General features: G+C 52.3%; 17 protein-coding genes. 9 read left to right on the forward strand and 8 right to left on the reverse strand.

Annotation, left to right across the window (positions count from 1 at the left end; genetic code table 11):
• Positions 1–4: 4 nt before the first annotated feature.
• Positions 5–316, reverse strand: coding sequence for a hypothetical protein (locus E0765_RS05870; protein WP_132812293.1), 312 nt, complete (start codon positions 314–316; stop codon positions 5–7).
• Between the two features lie 51 nt (positions 317–367).
• Between E0765_RS05870 and E0765_RS05875 the strand changes: the two genes are divergently transcribed.
• The 3 genes from E0765_RS05875 (at position 368) to E0765_RS05885 (ending at position 2,941) form a co-directional block, all read left to right on the forward strand.
• Complete coding sequence (locus tag E0765_RS05875) at positions 368–1,201, forward strand: polysaccharide deacetylase family protein (protein WP_132812294.1); 834 nt, start codon at positions 368–370, stop codon at positions 1,199–1,201.
• Between the two features lie 98 nt (positions 1,202–1,299).
• A complete protein-coding gene (locus tag E0765_RS05880; RefSeq protein ID WP_132812295.1) occupies positions 1,300–1,782 on the forward strand; it encodes a rhodanese-like domain-containing protein in 483 nt (160 codons plus the stop codon).
• Between the two features lie 133 nt (positions 1,783–1,915).
• Positions 1,916–2,941 carry a hypothetical protein gene (locus tag E0765_RS05885; RefSeq protein WP_132812296.1) on the forward strand — a complete coding sequence of 342 codons (1,026 nt, stop codon included), beginning with the start codon at positions 1,916–1,918 and terminating at the stop codon, positions 2,939–2,941.
• A 9-nt stretch (positions 2,942–2,950) separates the two neighbouring features.
• Here the strand turns inward: E0765_RS05885 and E0765_RS05890 are convergent, their stop codons facing one another.
• Positions 2,951–4,573 carry a YcaO-like family protein gene (locus E0765_RS05890; protein ID WP_132812297.1) on the reverse strand — a complete coding sequence of 541 codons (1,623 nt, stop codon included), beginning with the start codon at positions 4,571–4,573 and terminating at the stop codon, positions 2,951–2,953.
• Positions 4,574–4,685: 112 nt separating this feature from the next.
• On the opposite strand from E0765_RS05890, the gene E0765_RS05895 reads away from it, so the two are divergent.
• The 4 genes from E0765_RS05895 (at position 4,686) to E0765_RS05910 (ending at position 9,640) form a co-directional block, all read left to right on the forward strand.
• Positions 4,686–5,273: a hypothetical protein gene (locus tag E0765_RS05895; protein WP_132812298.1), complete on the forward strand. Its 588-nt coding sequence runs from the start codon at positions 4,686–4,688 to the stop codon at positions 5,271–5,273.
• 104 nt (positions 5,274–5,377) lie between these two features.
• A complete protein-coding gene (locus E0765_RS05900; protein ID WP_255417873.1) occupies positions 5,378–7,015 on the forward strand; it encodes a Na/Pi cotransporter family protein in 1,638 nt (545 codons plus the stop codon).
• A 71-nt stretch (positions 7,016–7,086) separates the two neighbouring features.
• Positions 7,087–8,793 (forward strand): cation:proton antiporter, encoded by a 1,707-nt coding sequence (locus E0765_RS05905; protein WP_132812300.1) that lies wholly within the window; start codon positions 7,087–7,089, stop codon positions 8,791–8,793.
• A 19-nt stretch (positions 8,794–8,812) separates the two neighbouring features.
• Positions 8,813–9,640, forward strand: coding sequence for a universal stress protein (locus E0765_RS05910; RefSeq protein ID WP_132812301.1), 828 nt, complete (start codon positions 8,813–8,815; stop codon positions 9,638–9,640).
• Here E0765_RS05910 and ppsA read toward each other — a convergent pair.
• Positions 9,637–12,027 carry a phosphoenolpyruvate synthase gene (ppsA, locus tag E0765_RS05915; protein ID WP_132812302.1) on the reverse strand — a complete coding sequence of 797 codons (2,391 nt, stop codon included), beginning with the start codon at positions 12,025–12,027 and terminating at the stop codon, positions 9,637–9,639. The two genes, E0765_RS05910 and ppsA, sit on opposite strands and share 4 nt — an antisense overlap.
• Before the next feature lie 73 nt (positions 12,028–12,100).
• Here ppsA and E0765_RS05920 point away from each other — a divergent pair, with 73 nt between their 5' ends.
• Positions 12,101–13,606 (forward strand): B12-binding domain-containing radical SAM protein, encoded by a 1,506-nt coding sequence (locus tag E0765_RS05920; RefSeq protein WP_132812303.1) that lies wholly within the window; start codon positions 12,101–12,103, stop codon positions 13,604–13,606.
• 133 nt (positions 13,607–13,739) lie between these two features.
• Here the strand turns inward: E0765_RS05920 and E0765_RS05925 are convergent, their stop codons facing one another.
• From E0765_RS05925 to E0765_RS05940, 4 genes are all read right to left on the reverse strand, one after another.
• Positions 13,740–14,978 carry a porin gene (locus E0765_RS05925; protein WP_132812304.1) on the reverse strand — a complete coding sequence of 413 codons (1,239 nt, stop codon included), beginning with the start codon at positions 14,976–14,978 and terminating at the stop codon, positions 13,740–13,742.
• Between the two features lie 329 nt (positions 14,979–15,307).
• A complete protein-coding gene (locus tag E0765_RS05930) occupies positions 15,308–15,721 on the reverse strand; it encodes a hypothetical protein (RefSeq protein WP_132812305.1) in 414 nt (137 codons plus the stop codon).
• A gap of 11 nt (positions 15,722–15,732) precedes the next feature.
• A complete protein-coding gene (locus E0765_RS05935; RefSeq protein WP_132812306.1) occupies positions 15,733–16,461 on the reverse strand; it encodes a twin-arginine translocation signal domain-containing protein in 729 nt (242 codons plus the stop codon).
• Positions 16,462–16,554: 93 nt separating this feature from the next.
• Positions 16,555–17,952, reverse strand: a complete 1,398-nt coding sequence (locus tag E0765_RS05940; protein WP_132812307.1) for an FAD/NAD(P)-binding oxidoreductase — start codon at positions 17,950–17,952, stop codon at positions 16,555–16,557.
• A gap of 236 nt (positions 17,953–18,188) precedes the next feature.
• On the opposite strand from E0765_RS05940, the gene E0765_RS05945 reads away from it, so the two are divergent.
• On the forward strand, positions 18,189–18,488 hold the full coding sequence (locus E0765_RS05945) for a chorismate mutase (protein ID WP_132812308.1): 300 nt from the start codon (positions 18,189–18,191) through the stop codon (positions 18,486–18,488).
• 117 nt (positions 18,489–18,605) lie between these two features.
• Here the strand turns inward: E0765_RS05945 and E0765_RS05950 are convergent, their stop codons facing one another.
• Positions 18,606–19,823: an amidohydrolase family protein gene (locus tag E0765_RS05950; protein WP_132812309.1), complete on the reverse strand. Its 1,218-nt coding sequence runs from the start codon at positions 19,821–19,823 to the stop codon at positions 18,606–18,608.
• Positions 19,824–19,886 lie beyond the last annotated feature (63 nt).

Genomic DNA, 19,886 nt, shown 5'->3' on the forward strand with positions numbered 1-19,886 from the left:
GCGGCTAAAAAAAGAGCCACACCAGCAAGGCGATCCCGATGGCGAGATTCACCCAGCTCCCCCCCTCGCCGAAGAGCATTACGAGGAGGTCGTAGTATTGGCGTTCAACGGAGGAAGCGGCGTGGGGAAGCTGCGCTTTGGCATACGCCGCGATCTCGCCCCCCCAGATAAACGCCACGATTTCGGGGAGGATCAGGAAAACGGCGACCCCCAGAAAGCCCCAGAGCGATTTTTCGGGCTTCATCGAGCACAGGGCGTTACGGGCGGCGGGATTTTGCGCTACGGCGCGTGCTTTGGCTTTTAACTTCTCTTTCATGGGCGTAATTATAGCCGATCGGACCCCGGCGGCCCAAACGGTTCAAGGCCGATGCGCTATAATGCTCTCCTATTTCCAAACCGAAACGGCCCGATGACGACGCGACTCATTTTTCTGCTCACCCTTGTGTTGCAGCTTTTACTCTCTGCCGCCCCCCGATACGAGATTCGCGGGGACTCGACGATGCTCGATGCCAATATGAGCCTTTTTCTCCGCCAATGGCGCGACTCCACGACCGCCCCCATCCGGGAGGGGAACTATACGAACGTACGGCTTTGCGCCGATTGCGGCGACACCAAGACCGTCGCCCTGACCTTCGACGATTCGCCCGATGAAAACACCACGTTCGCGGTCCTCGACGTCCTCAAACGCTACGGCGTCAAAGCGAGTTTTTTCATGATCGGCGCGCCGATGAACGATCTCAACGCAACCGCCGTCAAACGCGCGCACGACGAGGGGCACCTGGTGCTCAACCACAGCTTCACCCATCCGCGTCTGAGCACCCTTCCCCCCGATCGCCTGATCGACGAGATCCGATCGGCCGAAACGAAGATCGCTTCGATCACCGGCCGTTTCCCACGTCTCGTACGTCCCCCCTACGGTTCGATCAACCGATCCGTCGTTGAAACCCTCAACACCGAAGGCTACACCACCGTATTGTGGTCTCTAGATTCGCTTGACTGGGCGATCAAAGACCCGCTCGAAATCGAACGCAACGTGATCGCCAACATCCGTCCCGGCGATATCGTCCTGATGCACAGTTCCCGTTCCAACGCCGCAACCGCCAAAGCCCTGGGGCCGATCATCGAGCGCCTGCGTTCAATGGGATACCGCTTTGAAACCCTCGACCGCCACCTGGGAGTTGAAGGCTACCGCGACCGATAGCTAAATAAAACCTTACGCTTTTATAATTATTTATAATACGCTAATCGTGTTAATATTTTTTGCTCTATGATGATTCCATCCCATTCAAGGAGTCACTCATGCTGCGCCATTTTATCCTCGGATGCGCCCTCGCCGCCCTCTCTTTTATACCTGCCGGAGCCGTCGAATACGACGGTGAAAAAAGTTACCTGCTCGAAACCAAATACGACGTCTGCATCGTTCCGCCCCAGGTCAACGACGCGATCGCCAAAGGGGTGAAGGTGATCGATCTCAAGCAGGCCCGGGCCCTCCACGACCAAAAAGCCCATTTCTACGACGCACGCGAAAAACGACATTTCCATAAATCCCGCATCAAAGGGGCCAGACCCGTCCATTTCGACGTCTCCAAGGCCGAATACATGGTGATCGAACTCCCCCGGGAAAAAGAGCAGCCCCTCGTCTTCTACTGCTACGGCGAATCGTGTGCCAACTCGTATGAAGCGGCCCTTGCAGTACGCAAACTCGGTCATAAAAACGTCTACTGGTTCCTCAACGGTTTCAATGAATGGAAAGAAAAAGGCTACCCCCTCGAAGAGCGCTAAAACGCCCTCAACGTACCTAGAGGTAAATCACGCTATAATGCGGCCATCATTTGCGCGTTCGGTCTGCGCTTGAGTCTTCCCCATTGGCCGCTTATCCGCCCTCACCTCGAGGTCAATATTTCAAGGACTTTCCATGTCATTAACCATCAAACGTCAAAACCACCGTATCCACCCCTGCGACGCAGCCCGTAAAAACGAACTTCTTTCCTATCTGGCAACGCGCTACAACAACAAAAAAATTCTCGTCGTCACTGAGGGAAGCACCCAAGCCGTGGTGCTGCCGAATACTGCAAACATCACATTGACCGACGACGCGGCACTCCCATCCTCAGGCGAATACGATCTTCTCATCAGTTACGATCTCCCCGAAAAAGCCCTCGTGTACATGGCGCGTATCGCCAAAGCACGCGAATTCGCCCTCGTGCTGATGGACGCCGAAGAGCAAAAACGCCTCTATCCCATCGAAACGCTGCTGGGAAGGACCATCATCCAGGAAGTGATCGAAGGGTTCGAACCCTCTTTCGGCATCGCCGCGGAAAAAAAGGAGAAGGAAGAAGCCAAAGCACGACGTGCGGCACGGGATGAAACGACGACGCAGCGCGACGCGCGCCCCAAACGTGACTTCAAACCGCGTTCGCAGAGCACCGACACGGATAAAAAGGGCTCCAGAGACGAAAAACCGCGTGATCGATGGGCCAAAAATGATAAAAAACCCCGTTTCATAGGCAAAGACGAAAACGGCAAACCGATTTTCGAAGGAAAAACCCGCGATCGCAACCACTACATCGACGGTACGCCGCGAACCGAAGCGGAAAAAGCGTACAAAACTCCCTACGCCAGCAAACCGAAGTTTTACGGAAAAGAGGATAAAAACGCCGATAAAACGGTCCAATCCAAAGAGAAAAAAGAGTTTGTCAAAGGGGAAAAGAAGCCTTTTGGCGACAAAAAACCCTATGGAGATAAAAAATCTTTCGGGGATAAAAAGCCCTACGGAGATAAAAAAAGGTTCGGGGATAAAAAACCGTACGGCGGCAAAAAGCCTGCCGGAGAGAAAAAACCTTACGGCGACAAACCGTCTTCCGCAGCGCCCGCAGAACCCAAACGCCCTCCCCGCCGCATTACCGTCAAATCCCTCAAACCCTCAGAAGGGAAAGAGTAACCCTCTTTCCTAGCGGGGGATCAGCGCTTTTTTCGCTTCGAGACGGTCATACAGTCCGAGCATGTTGTAATAGTGCTCGTGCAGCGTGACGTCGATCAGCGCCGATTCCCCGTTTAGGATACGGACCGCTTCGATCACCCGTTCGCGTCCGAATACGTTGAAGAGTGCTTCTTCATAATCTTCCCAGGCCTCTTCGCGCGCACGCATCCGGATCAACTCGGCGACAAGATGGCCCGTCTTGTCATTGGCGAATTCGAGCAGGGCAATCGCCTCTTCGTCATTACCCGCAAGGATGTGCATCTGCGCTTTGAATTGCGCCATGGTGAAGTTGCGTTCAAAAATTACCCCGATGTATTTGTCGACGTTGAGGGTATCTTCGAGCGATTCGACATGTTCGAGCACTTCTTCGGGATCGTACTCTTCGAAATTCAGGACCATCTGGCGGATTTTTTTGCCGCTGTTTTTATTGTTGTAGACCATATCCTCGATCGGATAAACCTCCGAGAATCCGGGAACCACGATCTGGCACGAATAGAACCCGAGGTAATCGTATTCGCGGACGTAGATCTCTTTGCCTTCCTTGCGGAGTATCCCGCACAGATAGGCGTATTCTTCCTCGCTTGAAGTTCCCGTGTAATTCCACGGTGTAAAAGCGAAACTTTTTTTCGCACTCAAAAAGGGGAAGCCCAGCTTGCCGTTTGAATCGATGAAATGGGATTCGAGGTTGAAACTGTCGGCGACAAGGCTCATGTCGAACGTCGGGACCTCGAACGCATCGAGTTCGGCAAGCGTCCGTCCCTGCATCAGTTCGGTCATCGTCCGCTCCAGGGACACCTGCAAAATCGGATGGGAACCGAACGAAACGAACAGGGTCGAATTCGACGGGTTGATAAGCGAGATCGCGGTGACGGGGAACCGTCCCCCCAGCGACGCGTCGAGCACCTCGACGACGTACCCTTTTTCCCTCAGCGCGCAAACGTCGGCATAGAGCCGATCGAACCCTTTGATGATCTCGTCGGGAAACTTCGGCAGGGCGTACCCCTCGCGGATGATCTCGATTTTGGCATGACGTTCGCAGATTTCGCTGAGCGCCTGTACCTGTGCTTCGAGCGGTGTGTTCCCGGTGGCGAGGCCGTTGCTCGCATACAGGTTGCTCAAGACGTTCAGGGGGATGTAGGCTTTCTCACCGGAGCTTTGTTTGACGAACGGCAGCGAAACGATTTTATCGTCGTAATCGCTGTTGTAGTCGATCCAGTCCTCATCGGCCATCTCCCCGTGCGGGTCGTAAATGCCGCGCAGATCGTCATCCAGATAAGGTTCGTCGAAACCAAATGCTACCTCATCGGGGTAATAGCGCCGCTGCGGGAGGTGAAAATCGATGAAAAAGTTGTTGGTCTGGAGCCGTTCGATGTATTCACCCAGCGCGCTGGCGACCGAGGCGTCGGACAAAACACCCTTGCCGTTGGAGTAGATATGGTTCGGCGCTTCGGTCGAAGCCAGGTTGACCGAATAGCAGTGTTCGAGCGGATGCTTTTCCTGCGAAAACACCAATCCGCACCCCACCGTTTCGAGAGTCGAGCGCATCCGCGCGATCGATTCTTCCAGCGGGGCGTTTTTCGATAACAGGTTCATTGGGCATACCTTTTGTTGGTTAAAGCGTTAAAAAGCGTCAGTATAGCCTAAAGATGGCAATATACGTTCTCCTTATGCTACTATTTCATCCAAAAACGATTCAAAGGGTCCCATGGCTATCATCTCCATCGCATCGACCAAAGGGGGCGTCGGCAAAACCTCTCTTGCATTTTCCCTCGCCAAAGACCTGGGTTACCGCTACGCCACGAACGACATGTCGGTGGCGCTGAACAAATACCGCAATGCCCGCTACTATCCGAACAAGATCCCCCTCTATCCCGATACCGTCTACGATTTCGGCGGATTCGAGAGCCCGCACGTCGAGGAGATCCTCCTGCAATCGGACATCATCCTCCTCCCCACCACGAACGATGCCAATTCGATCATGAAAAGCCTCGTATTCATCAAAAAATTCCGCGAAAAAACGATTCTGGTCTTTGCCAACATGCTCGAAAATCCCAACGACGCGCTGGCGATACGCGAAAAAATCCACGAGCATTTCCCGGGACTCGCCTTTACCTACCTGCGCCGTACGAAGCTGCTCAAAAACGCTCTCGAAACGGGCCAGAGCGCAACCGAGCTCTACGAGAGCAACAACCACACCCAGCACCTCTACCGCCAGGCATACGGCGAATACCGCAAAATCCTGAAACTCTTCACAACCGAAGGGGAGTATTTCCAGCGTCCGCAGACTTCTTAAAAAAAGTAAATGAGCGGTAAGGCTATAATTGCTTTATTCTCGGGCGCTGAGCAAATCGGTCATGTGCCCTTATCGCAGCATAAGGAGCGTCCGTGACATCGGTGATGATTGAAGCCTTCGCTTCCCTGGGACTGTTCATGTTCGGCATGATCTATCTCGAGGATTCACTTAAAAAAGCGGCGGGTTCTTCGTTCAAAAAATGGGTTAAGATTTCCACCGACACCGACGCAAAAGCCGTTTTTGCCGGAGCTTCGGCAACCGCATTGCTGCAAAGCTCATCGGTTGTTACCCTCATGGCGCTGTCGTTAACGGGTGCGGGGTTAATGAGTTTGCAAAGCGCGATCGGGGTGATCTTCGGTTCCAACATCGGAACGACCGCTACCGGATGGATCATCGCGCTGATCGGTTTTAAATTCGACATCAAACTGATCGCCTTCGTCATGGTCGGATTCGGAGGGATCGGCAGCGTATTATTCGGCGAGGGAAAAACGCGCTATGTTTTTGGAGGCTTGACCGGATTCGGCCTTATTTTCCTCGGGCTTGAAGGGCTTAAAGAGAGTTTTTCTTCACTGGCTGAAACCATCGATATCACTTCTTTGAGCGAATACAACGCGCTCGTTTTCCTCTTTGCCGGATTGGTATTGACCGCACTTATTCAAAGCAGCTCCGCTTCCGTTGCCATCGCCCAAAGCGCATTGTTCACCGGAATTTTGGGGTTTGACCATGCAGCAGCGTTCGTCATCGGGGCCAATGTAGGCACGACCGCCACCGCGATTATCGGTGCGGCGGGAGGATCAAGCGACAAAAAACGTACGGCGGTGGCGCATGTGCTCTTCAATCTCTTTACCGGAATCATCGCCTTTCTCCTGCTTACGCCCATAACATGGTCGGTCACCCATATCGGGCTCGATCAGAGCGTCGAGGCGCTGGCGCTTTTCCATACGGTTTTCAATCTCTTGGGGGTTGTGATTTGGTTCCCGCTGATCCCGAAGCTGACCCGATGGCTCCAAACGAAATTCCTGGTCGTCAAACCGGTCATGACACGCTACATCCACAACGTATCCCATACGATTCCGGCATTGGAGCACGAAGCCCTGCGTCAAGAAGTGATCCATCTGGGGCACAAGGTGTGCTCTTTTGCCGTCGCGGCGATTCATATCCCTCCCGAAGAAGGGTTGAAACATCACGCTTCGATTGCCAAAATTCTCGAAACCTACAAGCAGCCGCTGCTTCCCTCGCCGCTTGAACGCTACCATGACTTGCAACATCTGCAGGGGGAGATTCTCGATTACGCCAGCGCATTGTCGGTTCGCATTCAACTTCCCGAAATTCGCAAGGAGTTCGATCAGACCCTCTACATGGCGACACAGCTGATCGGCGCATCGAAATATATACGGGATATTTTGCACGATATCGAGATGCTCAGCGAATCTGAAACCCGGGAGATGGAAGCGTTTTTTCATGAGCTGCGTTATCAGATTCTAGCCCTTTGCATGCACTACACCGACTGGCTCAACGGCGACTCCGAAGCCAGCGCGAAACTCGAAGCGCTTTTTACGAAACTCGACACCAGCTACAAAAACAGCATTGCGATATTGAATGATATGATCGTCAACTACAAAATTTCCAAACAGATGACGGCAATTTTTATGAACATCACCCATATCACCCGTAATTTTTCAAAAGCGCTGTATAAAAGTATGTCTCCCCAAAACGACCGCTCGTTGAACTCCGACCCCTGAGCAAGCCCTCTGTTGAACGTTTACTATTTGCCTATATAATCATTCCAACACTTACAAGAGGGTTTGGAACGATGAACGAACTTACTCAGATTTTGATGCTGCTCGGAATCGGAGTGGCGGTCATCGTCGTTTTCCAGCAATTCCGGATTCCGACGAGTCTTGGGTATCTCCTCGTCGGAGCGATCCTCAGCCCTTACACCATCGGTCCCACCCTCAATGTTCCCGAGCTCAAAGTGATCGCCGAATTCGGAGTCGTATTCCTCCTCTTCACGATCGGTCTGAACTATTCGTTGCCTCAGCTTCATGCCCTTCGCCATCAGGTTCTTGGGCTGGGAACCGCCCAGGTCGTTTTCTCCACGATCATCGTAGGCGGCTTGCTCTGGGCTTTTGGGCTTCCCCCTGCCGTCGCTTTTGTCATCGGCGCCGTGTTTGCCCAGTCTTCCTCCACGATCATCGGCAGCCAGCTGGCCGAACAGGGCGAAGAGAATACGGCTCACGGGCGGCTTGGTCTGGCCATGTCGGTCTTTCAGGACGTCACCGCCGTCCCTTTCCTGGTCATCATTCCTGTCCTTGGTATTGCGGTCGGCGCTGACATCCTCGCCGGAGCGCTGGGATGGGCTTTTGCGAAAGCGGTATTGGCCTTTGCAATCGTTTTTGTTGCGGGGCGTTGGCTTCTTCGACCGTTATTTCACCTCGTCGCCACCCGCCAGTCGCCTGAAATATTTACTCTAACAGTACTGCTCGTGGCGCTGGTGGCAGCCTGGTCTTCCAACAGTCTTGGGCTCTCGCTCGCATTCGGAGCGTTTCTGGCGGGAATGATGCTCGGAGAAACGGAATTCCGTCATCAGGTCGAATCAAGTATCCGACCGTTCCGGGATGTCTTGCTGGGACTTTTCTTCGTCGGCATCGGGATGCTCTTCAATCCTTCGGCAATCCCTCATATCTGGCATTGGGCGGTGCTTGGCGCGTTGCTCATCCTGATCAGCAAGATCCTCATCGTCGCGGTACTCGTCAAAAAAAGCGGCATGGAACTCTCCGATGCCTGGAGAACCGGACTGTTGCTTTCGGTGGGCGGAGAATTCGGATTTGCTCTTCTGGCGATAGCACTGGATTCGAGTGTCATTGATGCCGACCTTGGGCAGATTATCCTGACATCAGTCCTTTTTTCGCTGATAGGCGGTTCCCTCCTGATCCGATACAATCAACCCATCGCTGCATTCCTCTCAGGCCGTCATCGTGTTCTAACACACACCCTTCCCCAGTCGCTGATCGATTCAAGCGAGCAGGTCCTCATCGGAGGATACGGACGGGTCGGCCATACCGTTGCGGTACTTATGCAAGAAAGAGGGATAGACTTCAAAGTTTTCGACACCGATCCCGACCGGGTTTCCAAAGGACTCTCAGAGGGGCATCCCGTCGCGTACGGCGATATCTCCGATCCCGAACTCCTCACGACAATCCATGCAGAGCGCGCGTCCCTAGTCGTGATTACGGTCGATGACTCCGAACAGGCTTTGAAAGCAGTATCGTTTTTGCGAAAGATTTCTCCCAATTTGCCCATTATCGTTCGAGCCAAAGATGTCGAAAGCAGCATGAGACTGCTCGAAGAAGGTGCGACGCATGCCTATCCTGAAGCAATAGAAGCGAGTCTGAGTCTGGGGGCAACTGCCCTGCAGATGCTAGACGTTGTGAACGAAGACGTGGAACAGCTGATTCAAAGCGTACGGGATCGAAATTACAAACCGATACTGGAACAGCAATCCTCCAGACCCGTATAACCCAATTTAAGGAGAGTTTATGAAAAAAATGACGGTTTTGGTCGCTACCGACTTCTCTGAAACCGGCTTGACGGTTGTGCGCAAAGCACTTTACCTGGCTGAATCCCACGGAGCCGATCTGCACGTCGTCCATGTCATCGAAGAATCATGGTTTGCCCTCAAGCAGGAGATCAAATCGATCCGCGAACACAGCTGGAACGTTTTGAATGCCCAGTTCCCGCAACTGCATAAAAAATACTTTCACTGCATGCAAGGCAACGTCGTCCGCGAAATCGCCGAAATCGCCGAGCAGATCGAGGCGACAATTCTCGTTATCGGCAGCAGCGGCGAGACCTATATGTTCAAAGAGCTGCTTGTGGGATCGACAAGCAAAAGCATCATCCGCAACTCCTCGATTCCCGTTCTGGTGATCAAAAACGATCTTCCGCTCAACCCGCGCCGAATTTTGATCCCGACCAATTTTTCCGATCATTCCAGAACCGCGATACTTGCAACGGCAGACCTTTTCCCCAATGCCGAACTTTCGCTGCTCAACATCTACAACCTTCCTTTCGAAGGTCGACTGAAAACGTACGGTTTTACCGAAGAGGATATTCTCGAATATCAGATGCAAATCAGCCAAAACGAGGAGCTCGCCGCAGAGACGTTCGCCGCATCCCTGCACCTCTTGCCTGAAAAGGTACAGATGCTCACCCGCAAAGGACCGCTAAATCCCCCCCTTTTTCTGGAAATATCGGGTTCTTACGGAACCGACCTTATCAGTATCCATACTTCCGGTTCATTCAGTTTTTTCGCATTCGACCTCCTTGAAGAGGCCGACCACGACGTACTGATCTTCAAGTTTTAACCCTCGAATTCGCTGACCACCTGACGCATTTTGAGCAGTGAATCGGGGTTGAGCGAGATCGAATCGATCCCTTCTTGCACAAGGAAGCGGGTGATCTCGGGATAATCCGAAGGAGCCTGACCGCAGATGCCGATGTATTTGCCCCGCTCTTTACACGCACGGATCGCCATACTGAGCATCCGCGTCACCGCTTCGTTACGCTCATCGAATACCGATGATACGAGCGCACTGTCGCGATCGACTCCGAGTACGAGCTGCGTGAGATCGTTGCTGCCGATACTGTAGCCGTCGAAGATTTCCAAAAACCGGTCGGCCAGGATGACGTTGGCGGGGATCTCGCACATTGCGTAGACTTCCAGGCCGTTTTTCCCCTGCACCAGTCCCGCTTCGTTCATCACCGCAATCGCTTTCTTCCCCTCCTCCGGGGTTCGGACGAAGGGGAGCATCACTTTGACGTTGGTAAGGCCCATCTCGTCGCGCACGCGCGCAAGCGCCTCGCATTCCCACAAGAACGCTTCACGGTACTCCTGCGAATAATAACGGCTCGCCCCCCGAAACCCGATCATCGGGTTCTCTTCGTCACGTTCGTACGCGAATCCGCCGTTCATGTGCTTGTATTCGTTTGATTTAAAGTCGGTCGTCCGGACGATCACGCTCTTTGGATAAAATGCCGCCGCGATCATCCCGACCCCTTCTGCGACCTTGTCGATGAAAAACCGTTTGGGGTCGTCGTAGCCCTTCATCGCTTCGACTACCGCTTCTTCGTCACCCGCCGTTTTCCCCTTGGCCTTGTCGACGAGAGCCATCGGATGGACTTTGACGTACTGGGTAACGATAAACTCCATCCGTGCCAGTCCTACACCGTCGTTGGGAAGTTTGGCGACTTTGAACGCGATCTCTGGGTTCCCGACGTTCATATAGAGTTTCGTTTTGGTCGGCGGCAGCGTCCCCAGATCGGTCTGCTTGATCTCAAAATCGAGCAGACCCGCGTAGACGTTCCCGTTTTCCCCCTCGGCACAGCTGACGGTCACTTCATCTCCTTCACGGAGAACTTCGGTCGCGTTCCCGGTCCCCACGATCGCGGGGACTCCGATCTCGCGCGCGACAATCGCGGCATGGCAGGTGCGCCCTCCGCGGTTGGTGATAACGGCCGAAGCCTTTTTCATGATCGGTTCCCAGTCGGGATCGGTGATGTCGGCGACGAGCACTTCCCCTTCGTTAAAACGGTCGCTTTCGTGGGGTGAACGGATGATCTTTACCTTGCCCGATCCGATCTTCTCCCCGATCGCTTTACCGACCGCGAGGACGTTGCGGGGACGATCCGACACGATATGGTACTGTTCGAGGATGTTTTCGCCCATACGGCGGCTTTGAACCGTTTCGGGACGCGCCTGGACGATGAAGAGTTCGCCGCTTTGGCCGTCTTTGGCCCATTCGATGTCCATCGGACGGTATTCACCCGCCTGCGCCGTGTAATGCTCTTCGATAATCATCGCATAGCGGGCGAGAGTCGCGACTTCGTCGTCGGTGATCGAAAAGCGTTCCTGCAGCTTTTTGGGCGTCGCCAGGTTAACGGTGTGATGGCGTTCGTCATAGCGCATCGTAAGGGCTTTGGAGCCGAGCTGGCGTTTGAGGATCGAGACTTTCCCTTCCCGAAGCGTCGGTTTGAAAACGTAAAATTCATCCGGGTTGACCCGCCCGCCGACGATGTTTTCCCCCAATCCGTAAATCGAGTTAATGAGGATCAGATTTTCCGAGCCGTTTTCCGTGTCGATCGTAAACATGACGCCGCTGCTGGCCAGATCGCTGCGTACCATCTTCTGGACGCCGACGGAGAGGGCGACCGCGAAATGATCGTACCCGCGACTGTGGCGGTAGCTGATCGCACGGTCGGTAAAAAGCGACGCGAAACAGCGTTTGACGTGCTCGACGAGCATCGTCTCGCCGCGTACGTTGAGATAACTCTCCTGTTGCCCCGCGAAGCTGGCATCAGGCAGATCCTCCGCCGTCGCCGAGGACCGGACGGCCACATCCACCGAAGCCATCGCGTATTCACTCTCCATCTCGCGGTACGCCTTGAGGATTTCGTTTTTGAGTTCTTCGGGCATCTCGCCTGATAGCATCAGTGTCCGAACAGCCTCCCCGCAGCGGGAAAGTTCTTCGATGTTAACGATATCGACCCCTTCGAACAATGCGCGGATTTTAGGCTCGAATCCGTTATGATTCACGAAAGCGCGGTATCCCTCTGCCGTGACGGCAAACCCCTCGGGCACTTTGACCCCGAGTTTTTTGAGCGAACCGATCATCTCCCCCAGCGAAGCGTTTTTTCCTCCCACCAAAGCGATGTCATGAATATTCAGCGAATCAAAACGGCGAATGTAGCGCATTATGTTTCCTTTTGCATTATTATGAGTCTATATAGAATACCATATAATACGTTTATCTTTTACCGGAACGCCCATGCACCCTATCATCCTCACAACCCTCAATGCCCGATACGCCCACACTGCCCTGGGGCTGCGCTATCTCTACGCCAACCTGCGCGAGCTGCAAAGCGACGCGGCAATCCTGGAATTCACGATCAACGAGCAGATGCAAAGCGTCGCCGAACGGCTGCTCGAGCATTCCCCGCGCATTATCGGGATAGGCGTCTACATCTGGAATGCCGCCGAGACCGCCGAACTGATCAATATCCTCAAAAAAGTCTCACCGCAGACGTTCATCGTCCTGGGCGGTCCCGAAGCGGGGTATCTGCCCCACCGCGTCGATTTTTCATCCGCCGACTGCATCGTCAGCGGCGAAGGCGAAATCGCTTTCTACGAATTGTGCCGTAGGATTCTGGACGGCGGGATTCCCGAAGAACGCTTCATCAAGGCCCCGCTCCCGGATCTGAAATCGATCGCGCTTCCCTACGCGGCCTACCGCGACGAGGATGTTCAACACCGTTACATCTACGTCGAAGCTTCGCGGGGCTGCCCGTTCGAATGCGAATTCTGCCTCTCTTCGATCGACGAAAAGGTGCGCAATTTTCCGCTCGAAACGCTGCTCGAAGAGTTCGAAATCCTCTGGCAACGCGGCGCACGCAGCTTCAAATTCATCGACCGCACTTTTAATCTCAACATGACGTTCGCCAATGCGATCCTCGATTTTTTCCTCTCCAAAGAGCCCCCCTATTTCGCCCATTTCGAAGTGATACCCGACCACTTTCCCGAATCGCTTCGCCACAAAATCGCCCTATTTCCCCCCGGATCGCTCCAGCTCGAAATCGGGATCCAGACCCTCGATCCCCTCATTGCCAAAGGGATTAACCGTCCCCTTCGGCTTGAAAAGATTATCGACAACCTCCGATTTCTCGAAAACGACACCTCGGCCCACCTGCATCTGGATCTGATCGTAGGGCTTCCGGGCGAGAGCCTGGAAGGATTCGCTCGCAATCTCGACACCCTCGTCTCGCTGACCCGCAGCGAAATCCAGATCGGAATTCTCAAAAATCTCTCCGGCACGACCCTCTCGCGCCACGATTCCGCACACGGGATGCTCTACTCCGACACTCCCCCCTACGACATCTTGCAAAACGATCTTCTGAGTTTCACGCAGATACAAAAAATGAAACGGTTCGCCCGGTTTTGGGATATGTATTACAACAGCGGAAATTTCGACGAGACGGTGCGACTGCTGTCGGAAGGAGGAAGCGTATTCGAAGCGTTTTACGCTTTTTGCGAATGGATCTATTCGCGGACTCTCTCGACGTGGAAGATTTCGCTCGACCGCCAAAGCGCGCTGATCTACGAATACCTCTGCACGATCCGCGACACCGGAACGGTACGTTCCAGACTGCTCGAAGACATTGCCAAAACCGAAGGAAGGACGTTACCGCACTATCTGAAACACGAAACCAGGACCGAATCGGATAACGGCAAAAAAAATGTGGTTCCAAAACGGCAGGCCAAACGCTTAGAAGATTAAAAAAAAACGGGGAGTAAAAGTGCCCGCAGGTGACGAATCTGCGGGCGGAGTGTGTACGGGGTGACGAATCCCGCACGGCAAACTTAACATAAGGAGAATTGAAAGGGCCCGAAGGCCCTGAAGAAAAGACTTCTTAGAATTTCAAAGAAGCGATGATACGGAGAGTGTCAGTATCGATGGTTTTAGCACCGGTATTGTCTTCTTTGTCATACTGCGTATAGATAGCAGTCAAACCGAGTGGTCCGACTTTACCAGACGCGATTACATCCCATGCACTGTATTCAGCTTTGTTGGCAGCATTGTTGTTACCGTCTGTTTCGGCTTCACCATAGCTTGCTGACAAAGTTACACCCGGGATCATTTTCGTAGAAGCACCGATTTTCCACGCATCGGTATCCGATTTTGTGGTGTGCTCACCGTCCATGTAGATGCTTCCCAGCGCAGTATAGATCATTGATTTATCACCTGTTGCAACGTTTGAGAAGTTATCCGCTTGTGCGATACCGTTCCCGTTGTTGTCGCTTGCAGACGAATACGCCGCATAGATGTTTGAGTTGGCAACGTTTACGCCCAGTTTTACTGCATAAATGTCAGTATCGCTGTAGTTGACGTATTTTTTATCCATGTTTGCATACTGAAGACCCAGTTCTACCATGTCGTTCATCAGTTTCGCATCCGCCTGCAACCAGTAAGCATCCGCAACGCTCTGAACGTCGTAGTACCACGCTTGAACCGTTGTGTTAGGGATTGATTTGTTGATCGCACCTGCAGCGTAGGCACCGGTAGCGCCGAACGTCGAGAATTTACCGCCGTTGTTGACAGTCGTGTTGCTTGCGGCACCGTTATCTTTACCGACCCATGCACCGACCAGTGTCGTATCCGGAAGATCGTTGTTCAATACAACCGCAGCATCGAAAGTATTGTCAACAACGTTCCATTTTTCGGTGAACGCAAGCGGAGTGTTCAGTTCCTGGCGACCGACTTTGAGGGTTGTTTTACCGGCAGTGTAGGCAAGGTACAATTCGCGAGCCCATGACTGGTCGTCCAATGCACCCGTTGCGGCTGTACCATCCGGATTCAAACGTGCGGCAGGAACCTGTCCGACAAGGTTGTTCTCAAGACCGAGCGTCGTCAACGCGTACGCGCTGGCACCCATGCTGAGGTTTGGAGCAAGATCCATTGTTGCACCGACCAACAATGATACTTCTGCCAACGAGTTAGTCCCGTGGTCGAACATATCAAGGTTGCTTCCCAGTGTTTCTGATGTTTGATACCAAACTTTCGCTTCACCGTTTACTTTGACGTTGTCAATCGCAAACGCGCTTGTTCCCAGAGCCATAACGGCTACAAGACTCAGTTTTCCTAATTTCATTCATTCTCCTTCAAGAAACCGTCCGTAATAAGATAATCTTATTTGGATCTCGGGACTCAGTTTAAAGGTCTTTATCTTAAATAAATCTTTAAAACTATAATTTTTTTTGATGGAGTTACAAATTTGTAAGCTTTTGAGACAAAAATGTGATAAAAAGAAAAAATTATACTTTTCACCACGGATGATCGGGATTTTGAATCAGAAAATCAAATATTCGATTTGATAACTTTAATTATTATATTTAGTATGAAAGAAAAAGGTTAAGAGGTAAAAAGAGAATCGATAAGAGAGTCCCGCCCCTGAGGGAGGGATAATAATTGAAAAAAGGATTACCAGTTACGGATGCGGATATGACACGACATACACTGCTTAAGCAGCTGGGTATAATCATCGAGCGCATTGTCCATGCGGCCTGCTTCGACCGATGCGATCAGATCATCGGAATAAAGGCGGAGCATGTGCGCCGTTTTCTGGGCGAATTTATAAGCGTAAACCTGGTCTTTGGGTAGAATCGCCTTGACATCTTCGCTTTCGAGCGATTTGAGTGTCCCCTGCAATTTTTTGACTCCCTGTTTCATCTCGTCACCCGAACTGTACAGCCCCCCCCGCTGAATCTGTTCCATCGCGTCCATCATCGTACGCATCTCTTTCATCAGTTCCAGTCGCGGATCGGCTTTCTCAGCCGCGTTCAATGATCCGGCGAGAAACACTCCCAGTGCCAGTGACGCTAAAGCTTTTTTCATCGTTGCCCCTTTTAATATTGGATAATTTCTTTCGAAAACTCGCTGAGTTTGACGGTCTTGGCCGAAATGGAAACGAGTTTTTTCGACTCAGCCGGTTTCCCGTAAAACTCTTTGATCTCCGGACGGAACGCCTGGAAATAGTCGTGGAATTTGTCCTGACCCAAAATCCCGACGGCCCACAGGGTATCGTCGGCCGCGTGTTCGAGCACCACCGCATTCAAAGGTTGCGTTGCTGCCCCCCCGAGAACTTTGGCCCCCGAACCGGCATCGAACGCCGAAAGGTGAGACGAACAAACGATTACACCGCTTTTATCGTACGCCATCGTTTTTTTGTTGGTCGGGACGTATCCGATAAAACTGTCGTTCGGGGTCGGGTGGGTCAGCTGGTGGGTACAGATCGCAACGTATGCGACCACCGTACGTTCTTTACCGACACCGCTTTTCCAGACGTATTTCTCGCCGTTTTCGGAAGTGAGCTGGACGTCCGTCGCGGTTGGTTTGGGCAGATTGATCAACATACACGGAGTCGAAGCATACGGATAATTGAAAATATACGTCACTTCTTTGGCCAGACTTGAGGCTTTGATCGGTTTACCGGCTGCATCAACCAGCTGCGCCTTCTCGTACGCTTTGAAAAGGGCACCGTCTGCGGCATACAAATTTCCGCGGATCAGCGATGGGCTGACCGCAACAACCGTTGCACCTGCGGCAACAACTTTCAAAAAATTTCTTCTATCCATGATAATGTCCGTGTTGAATGATTTTTGCGGTGATTAGTGTAGCAGATATTGCATTTAAATTTCCCCCCGGGCGGGGAGAAAATGGGGGAAGCATCAACCGAAAAGGTCGCGCATCGCCCCTTTGTACCAGTCGCGGGTTGCTTTCGCAAGGCCAGTTGTACGGAATTTGCCCGTTTTCTCGTCTTTAGGAACGCTTCCTTTTCCGAAAATAACCGGTCCCTGGACAACGAATTCATGGTTAACCATGATCGCTTCTTCGGGGCTACCGTTGACCATTGAGTAACAAACGTTCGCGCTTTTGTACGGAAGAGCCGACGCAACGCTGTAGCTTTTGCCGTGGAGTTTGTGTGCGATCTCTTTAGCACACTCTTTGCCCGACCAGATAGCCGACTGGCCGCTTGGCGGGATACCGTGTCCAACAACGTCGCCGACGGCAAATACGTTCGCATCGGTAGCCGTCTGGAACGATACCGGTTTTTCAGGGCTAGTCGCCATTTTGACTTTTTTGAACGAGTCCGGAGTCGTTGCGACGCCTGCCATCTCGATGACCGGATTCGACATGTTGTGCGGAATCAGGTTGAAGACGCCGTATTTGATCGTGTGGGTCGCTTTTGTCCCTTCGACATCGTCTTTGTCTTTGAAAGTCGTTTGAACGTATGTGATCTCTTTTTTGTCGAAATCGACGTCTACGATTTTGCAGTTTGCGCGGTGTTCGACGTTACCGTTGTTCACTTCCGCCCAAGCTTCTTTGAACGCTGCGCCTTTCGCGATTTCAGCCGTTTCATTGAGGATGATGACTTTTCCGGTCAATCCTTCGTTTTTCATATGGTTGGCCACCATGCTTGCACGTTCGAACGGTGCAGGCGGGCAGCGGTATTTTCCGGCAGGAACGGTGATGACGAAATCGCCCTCTTCCATATTTTTAACCAGACGGTCAAGCGCTACGTGTTCACCGCCGGGTACGAGTGCCGCAGGGGCAAGGCGTTTTGCTTTGGCAACTTTTGCAGCATCCCAAGCCGGGAACGAACTTTTGTAGTTATAGTCGATACCCGGTGCGAGAACGAGGATATCGTAACCGACCGAACCTTTTGCGGTATGGACGACTTTGGCCGCACGGTCGATACCGGTAACTTCGGCCTGAAGCATTCCGTATCCGAAGTTTTCAACCGCTTTGGAGTAATCGTGCATCAAAACGTTCAGATTGACGCCTTCGATTCCGCCGAGGTTGCAGTTTGAAAACGGACAAGACATGAAGCTGTCGTTTTTCTCGATGATCGCTACATCAAATTTAGGATCGATTTTTTTGAGCTCTTTGGCAACGGTCAGACCGCCCCATCCGCCACCGATAATAACGACTTGGTGTTTACCGAGCATTTTGCCTGATGCTGCCGATCCCGGTGCCGCGCCTGCAGCGGCCGTACAACCTGAAACAGCGGCAGCAGCGGCGCTGATACCTGCAAACTTGAGTAAGTCACGTCTTGAAAGTTTCATACTTAGGGTTCTCCTCTTCTTCGATTAGCTTCGAGTGCGAAAACAATAACAAATTCGTCATCGCTTGAGGAGTATCATAGGTATTTAATTCTTAAAGATTTATAACTATATATAAAATATCAAAAAAAAACCCAAATAAGTTAATTTTATATCATTTAACGTGATAATTATGTGATATTTTCCAAATAACCGTATTCATGCTATCATAACGCCAACCCATTCCCAAAAGGAAATTCATGCAAGCCGCAGAGTGCCACAGTTTAGAAGAAGTACGCCAGTATATCGACCGTCTGGACGATCAGATCGTCGAGCTGATCGCCGCGCGCAACGCTTACGTCAAGCAGGCGGCCAAGTTTAAACATTCGATCGATGAGATTAAAGGCGAAGAGAGAATGGAGGCGGTTATGGACCGTGTTCGGCTCAAGGCGATGGAGTCGGGAGTTTCTCCGAACCTTCTGTCGAAACTCTATAAAATAATGATAGATGAAATGGTCGAAGCGGAAATTTCCGAATTCCGCAACGCGAAATCACTATAATTTGATACGCCTCCGGAGCAAGCCCTGAAAGCGGCAGGGACAAGATTGTCCCCTGCAACCCCCTAAAGCTACCCGCATTTTTGCGGGAGAAATCATCAGTTCGATTGACTTATATCATTAAAAGCGCGTCACTTCTCCGCGGCAGACGGCCAAGATGACTTTTCCCTGCAGCGTTTCGTTTTTATAGAGGCTGTGGTGGTGAAGCACGGAGGTCGTCCCTTCCGGATCGAATACAACCACATCCCCTTTTGCGCCGACCGCGATTTCTCCGCTTTCGATTCCGACATGGCTTCCCGGAACGCGCGACGCGATCTCGGCGAAACGGGCTACTGAGATTGTCCCCGGACGGATCAGATAGGTATAGCACAGGGGAAGGTACTCTTCGATCGCAGTCGTTCCGAACTGGGCATCGTAAAACGTGATGTCTTTATGAACGTCCGAATTGGGCTGATGAAGGGCACTGAGCGAAGCGATCGTACCGTTTCGGAGCGCTTCGAGCAGGATGAGACGTTTGGTTTCACTGACCAGCGGCGGATTGATTTTGGCATCCGTATCGAACCCCAGGCATGCCGAATCGTTTTTGAGCAGGTGATGGAGAGATACCTCGCACGATACGTCGATCCCCTCAGTCCGGGCCTGGGCGATCATTTCCACCGTTCGGGGTTCCGTGACGCTTTTAAAGACGATCCGTATGCCAAAATGGCGCGCGATCTCGATCATCGATGCGACGTGCACCACTTCGGAAAGGGGAGAAATCCCCGGAAGACCCAGCTGGGATGCGATTTCGCCGTCGCTCATTACACCGCTTTCAAACAGGCTTTTATCGGTCGCTTTGTAAAACAGGGTCTTATCGGCCATTTTCAGATACTGGGCAATCCGGCTGATGCGGTTGTAATCGTCGATCGTGACGGTATGGACGGCAAGGGAGCCTTTTTTGAGCATGATCGCTATATTGCTGAGATTGCCCTCCTCGTTGAGGGCGCTGAGCGTCGATTCGATCGTGGCTCCGTGAGCAAGATGACGGTGCTGCTGGACGAATTCGAGTGTAATTTCGTCGTCGATGCGGGGAGAACAGTCGCTGGCCAATACTGCCGTCGTAACCCCGCCGCGAAGGGCACGTCGGGAAAGTTTTTCGAGATTCGTGCGGTTGAGCTGGCCATCTTTAAGCCGAACATCGGTATCGACCAGCCCGGGGAACAGGTAGCACCCCTTTGCGTCAATTCTCTCCGTCCCCTCCAGCTCTTCGCCGATTTCGGTGATAATTCCCTCTTCGATCCGCACATCCGCTCTGCGTTCCCCGTTAATATCACAAATAACCGCACCCGAAATGATCATAGTTGCTCCCGTTCGCTATAATTGCGTTATTGTAGACTATGAATGGTTAAAGGCACCTCTAAA

The sequence above is a fragment of the Sulfuricurvum sp. IAE1 genome (assembly GCF_004347735.1).
GTDB lineage: Bacteria > Campylobacterota > Campylobacteria > Campylobacterales > Sulfurimonadaceae > Sulfuricurvum.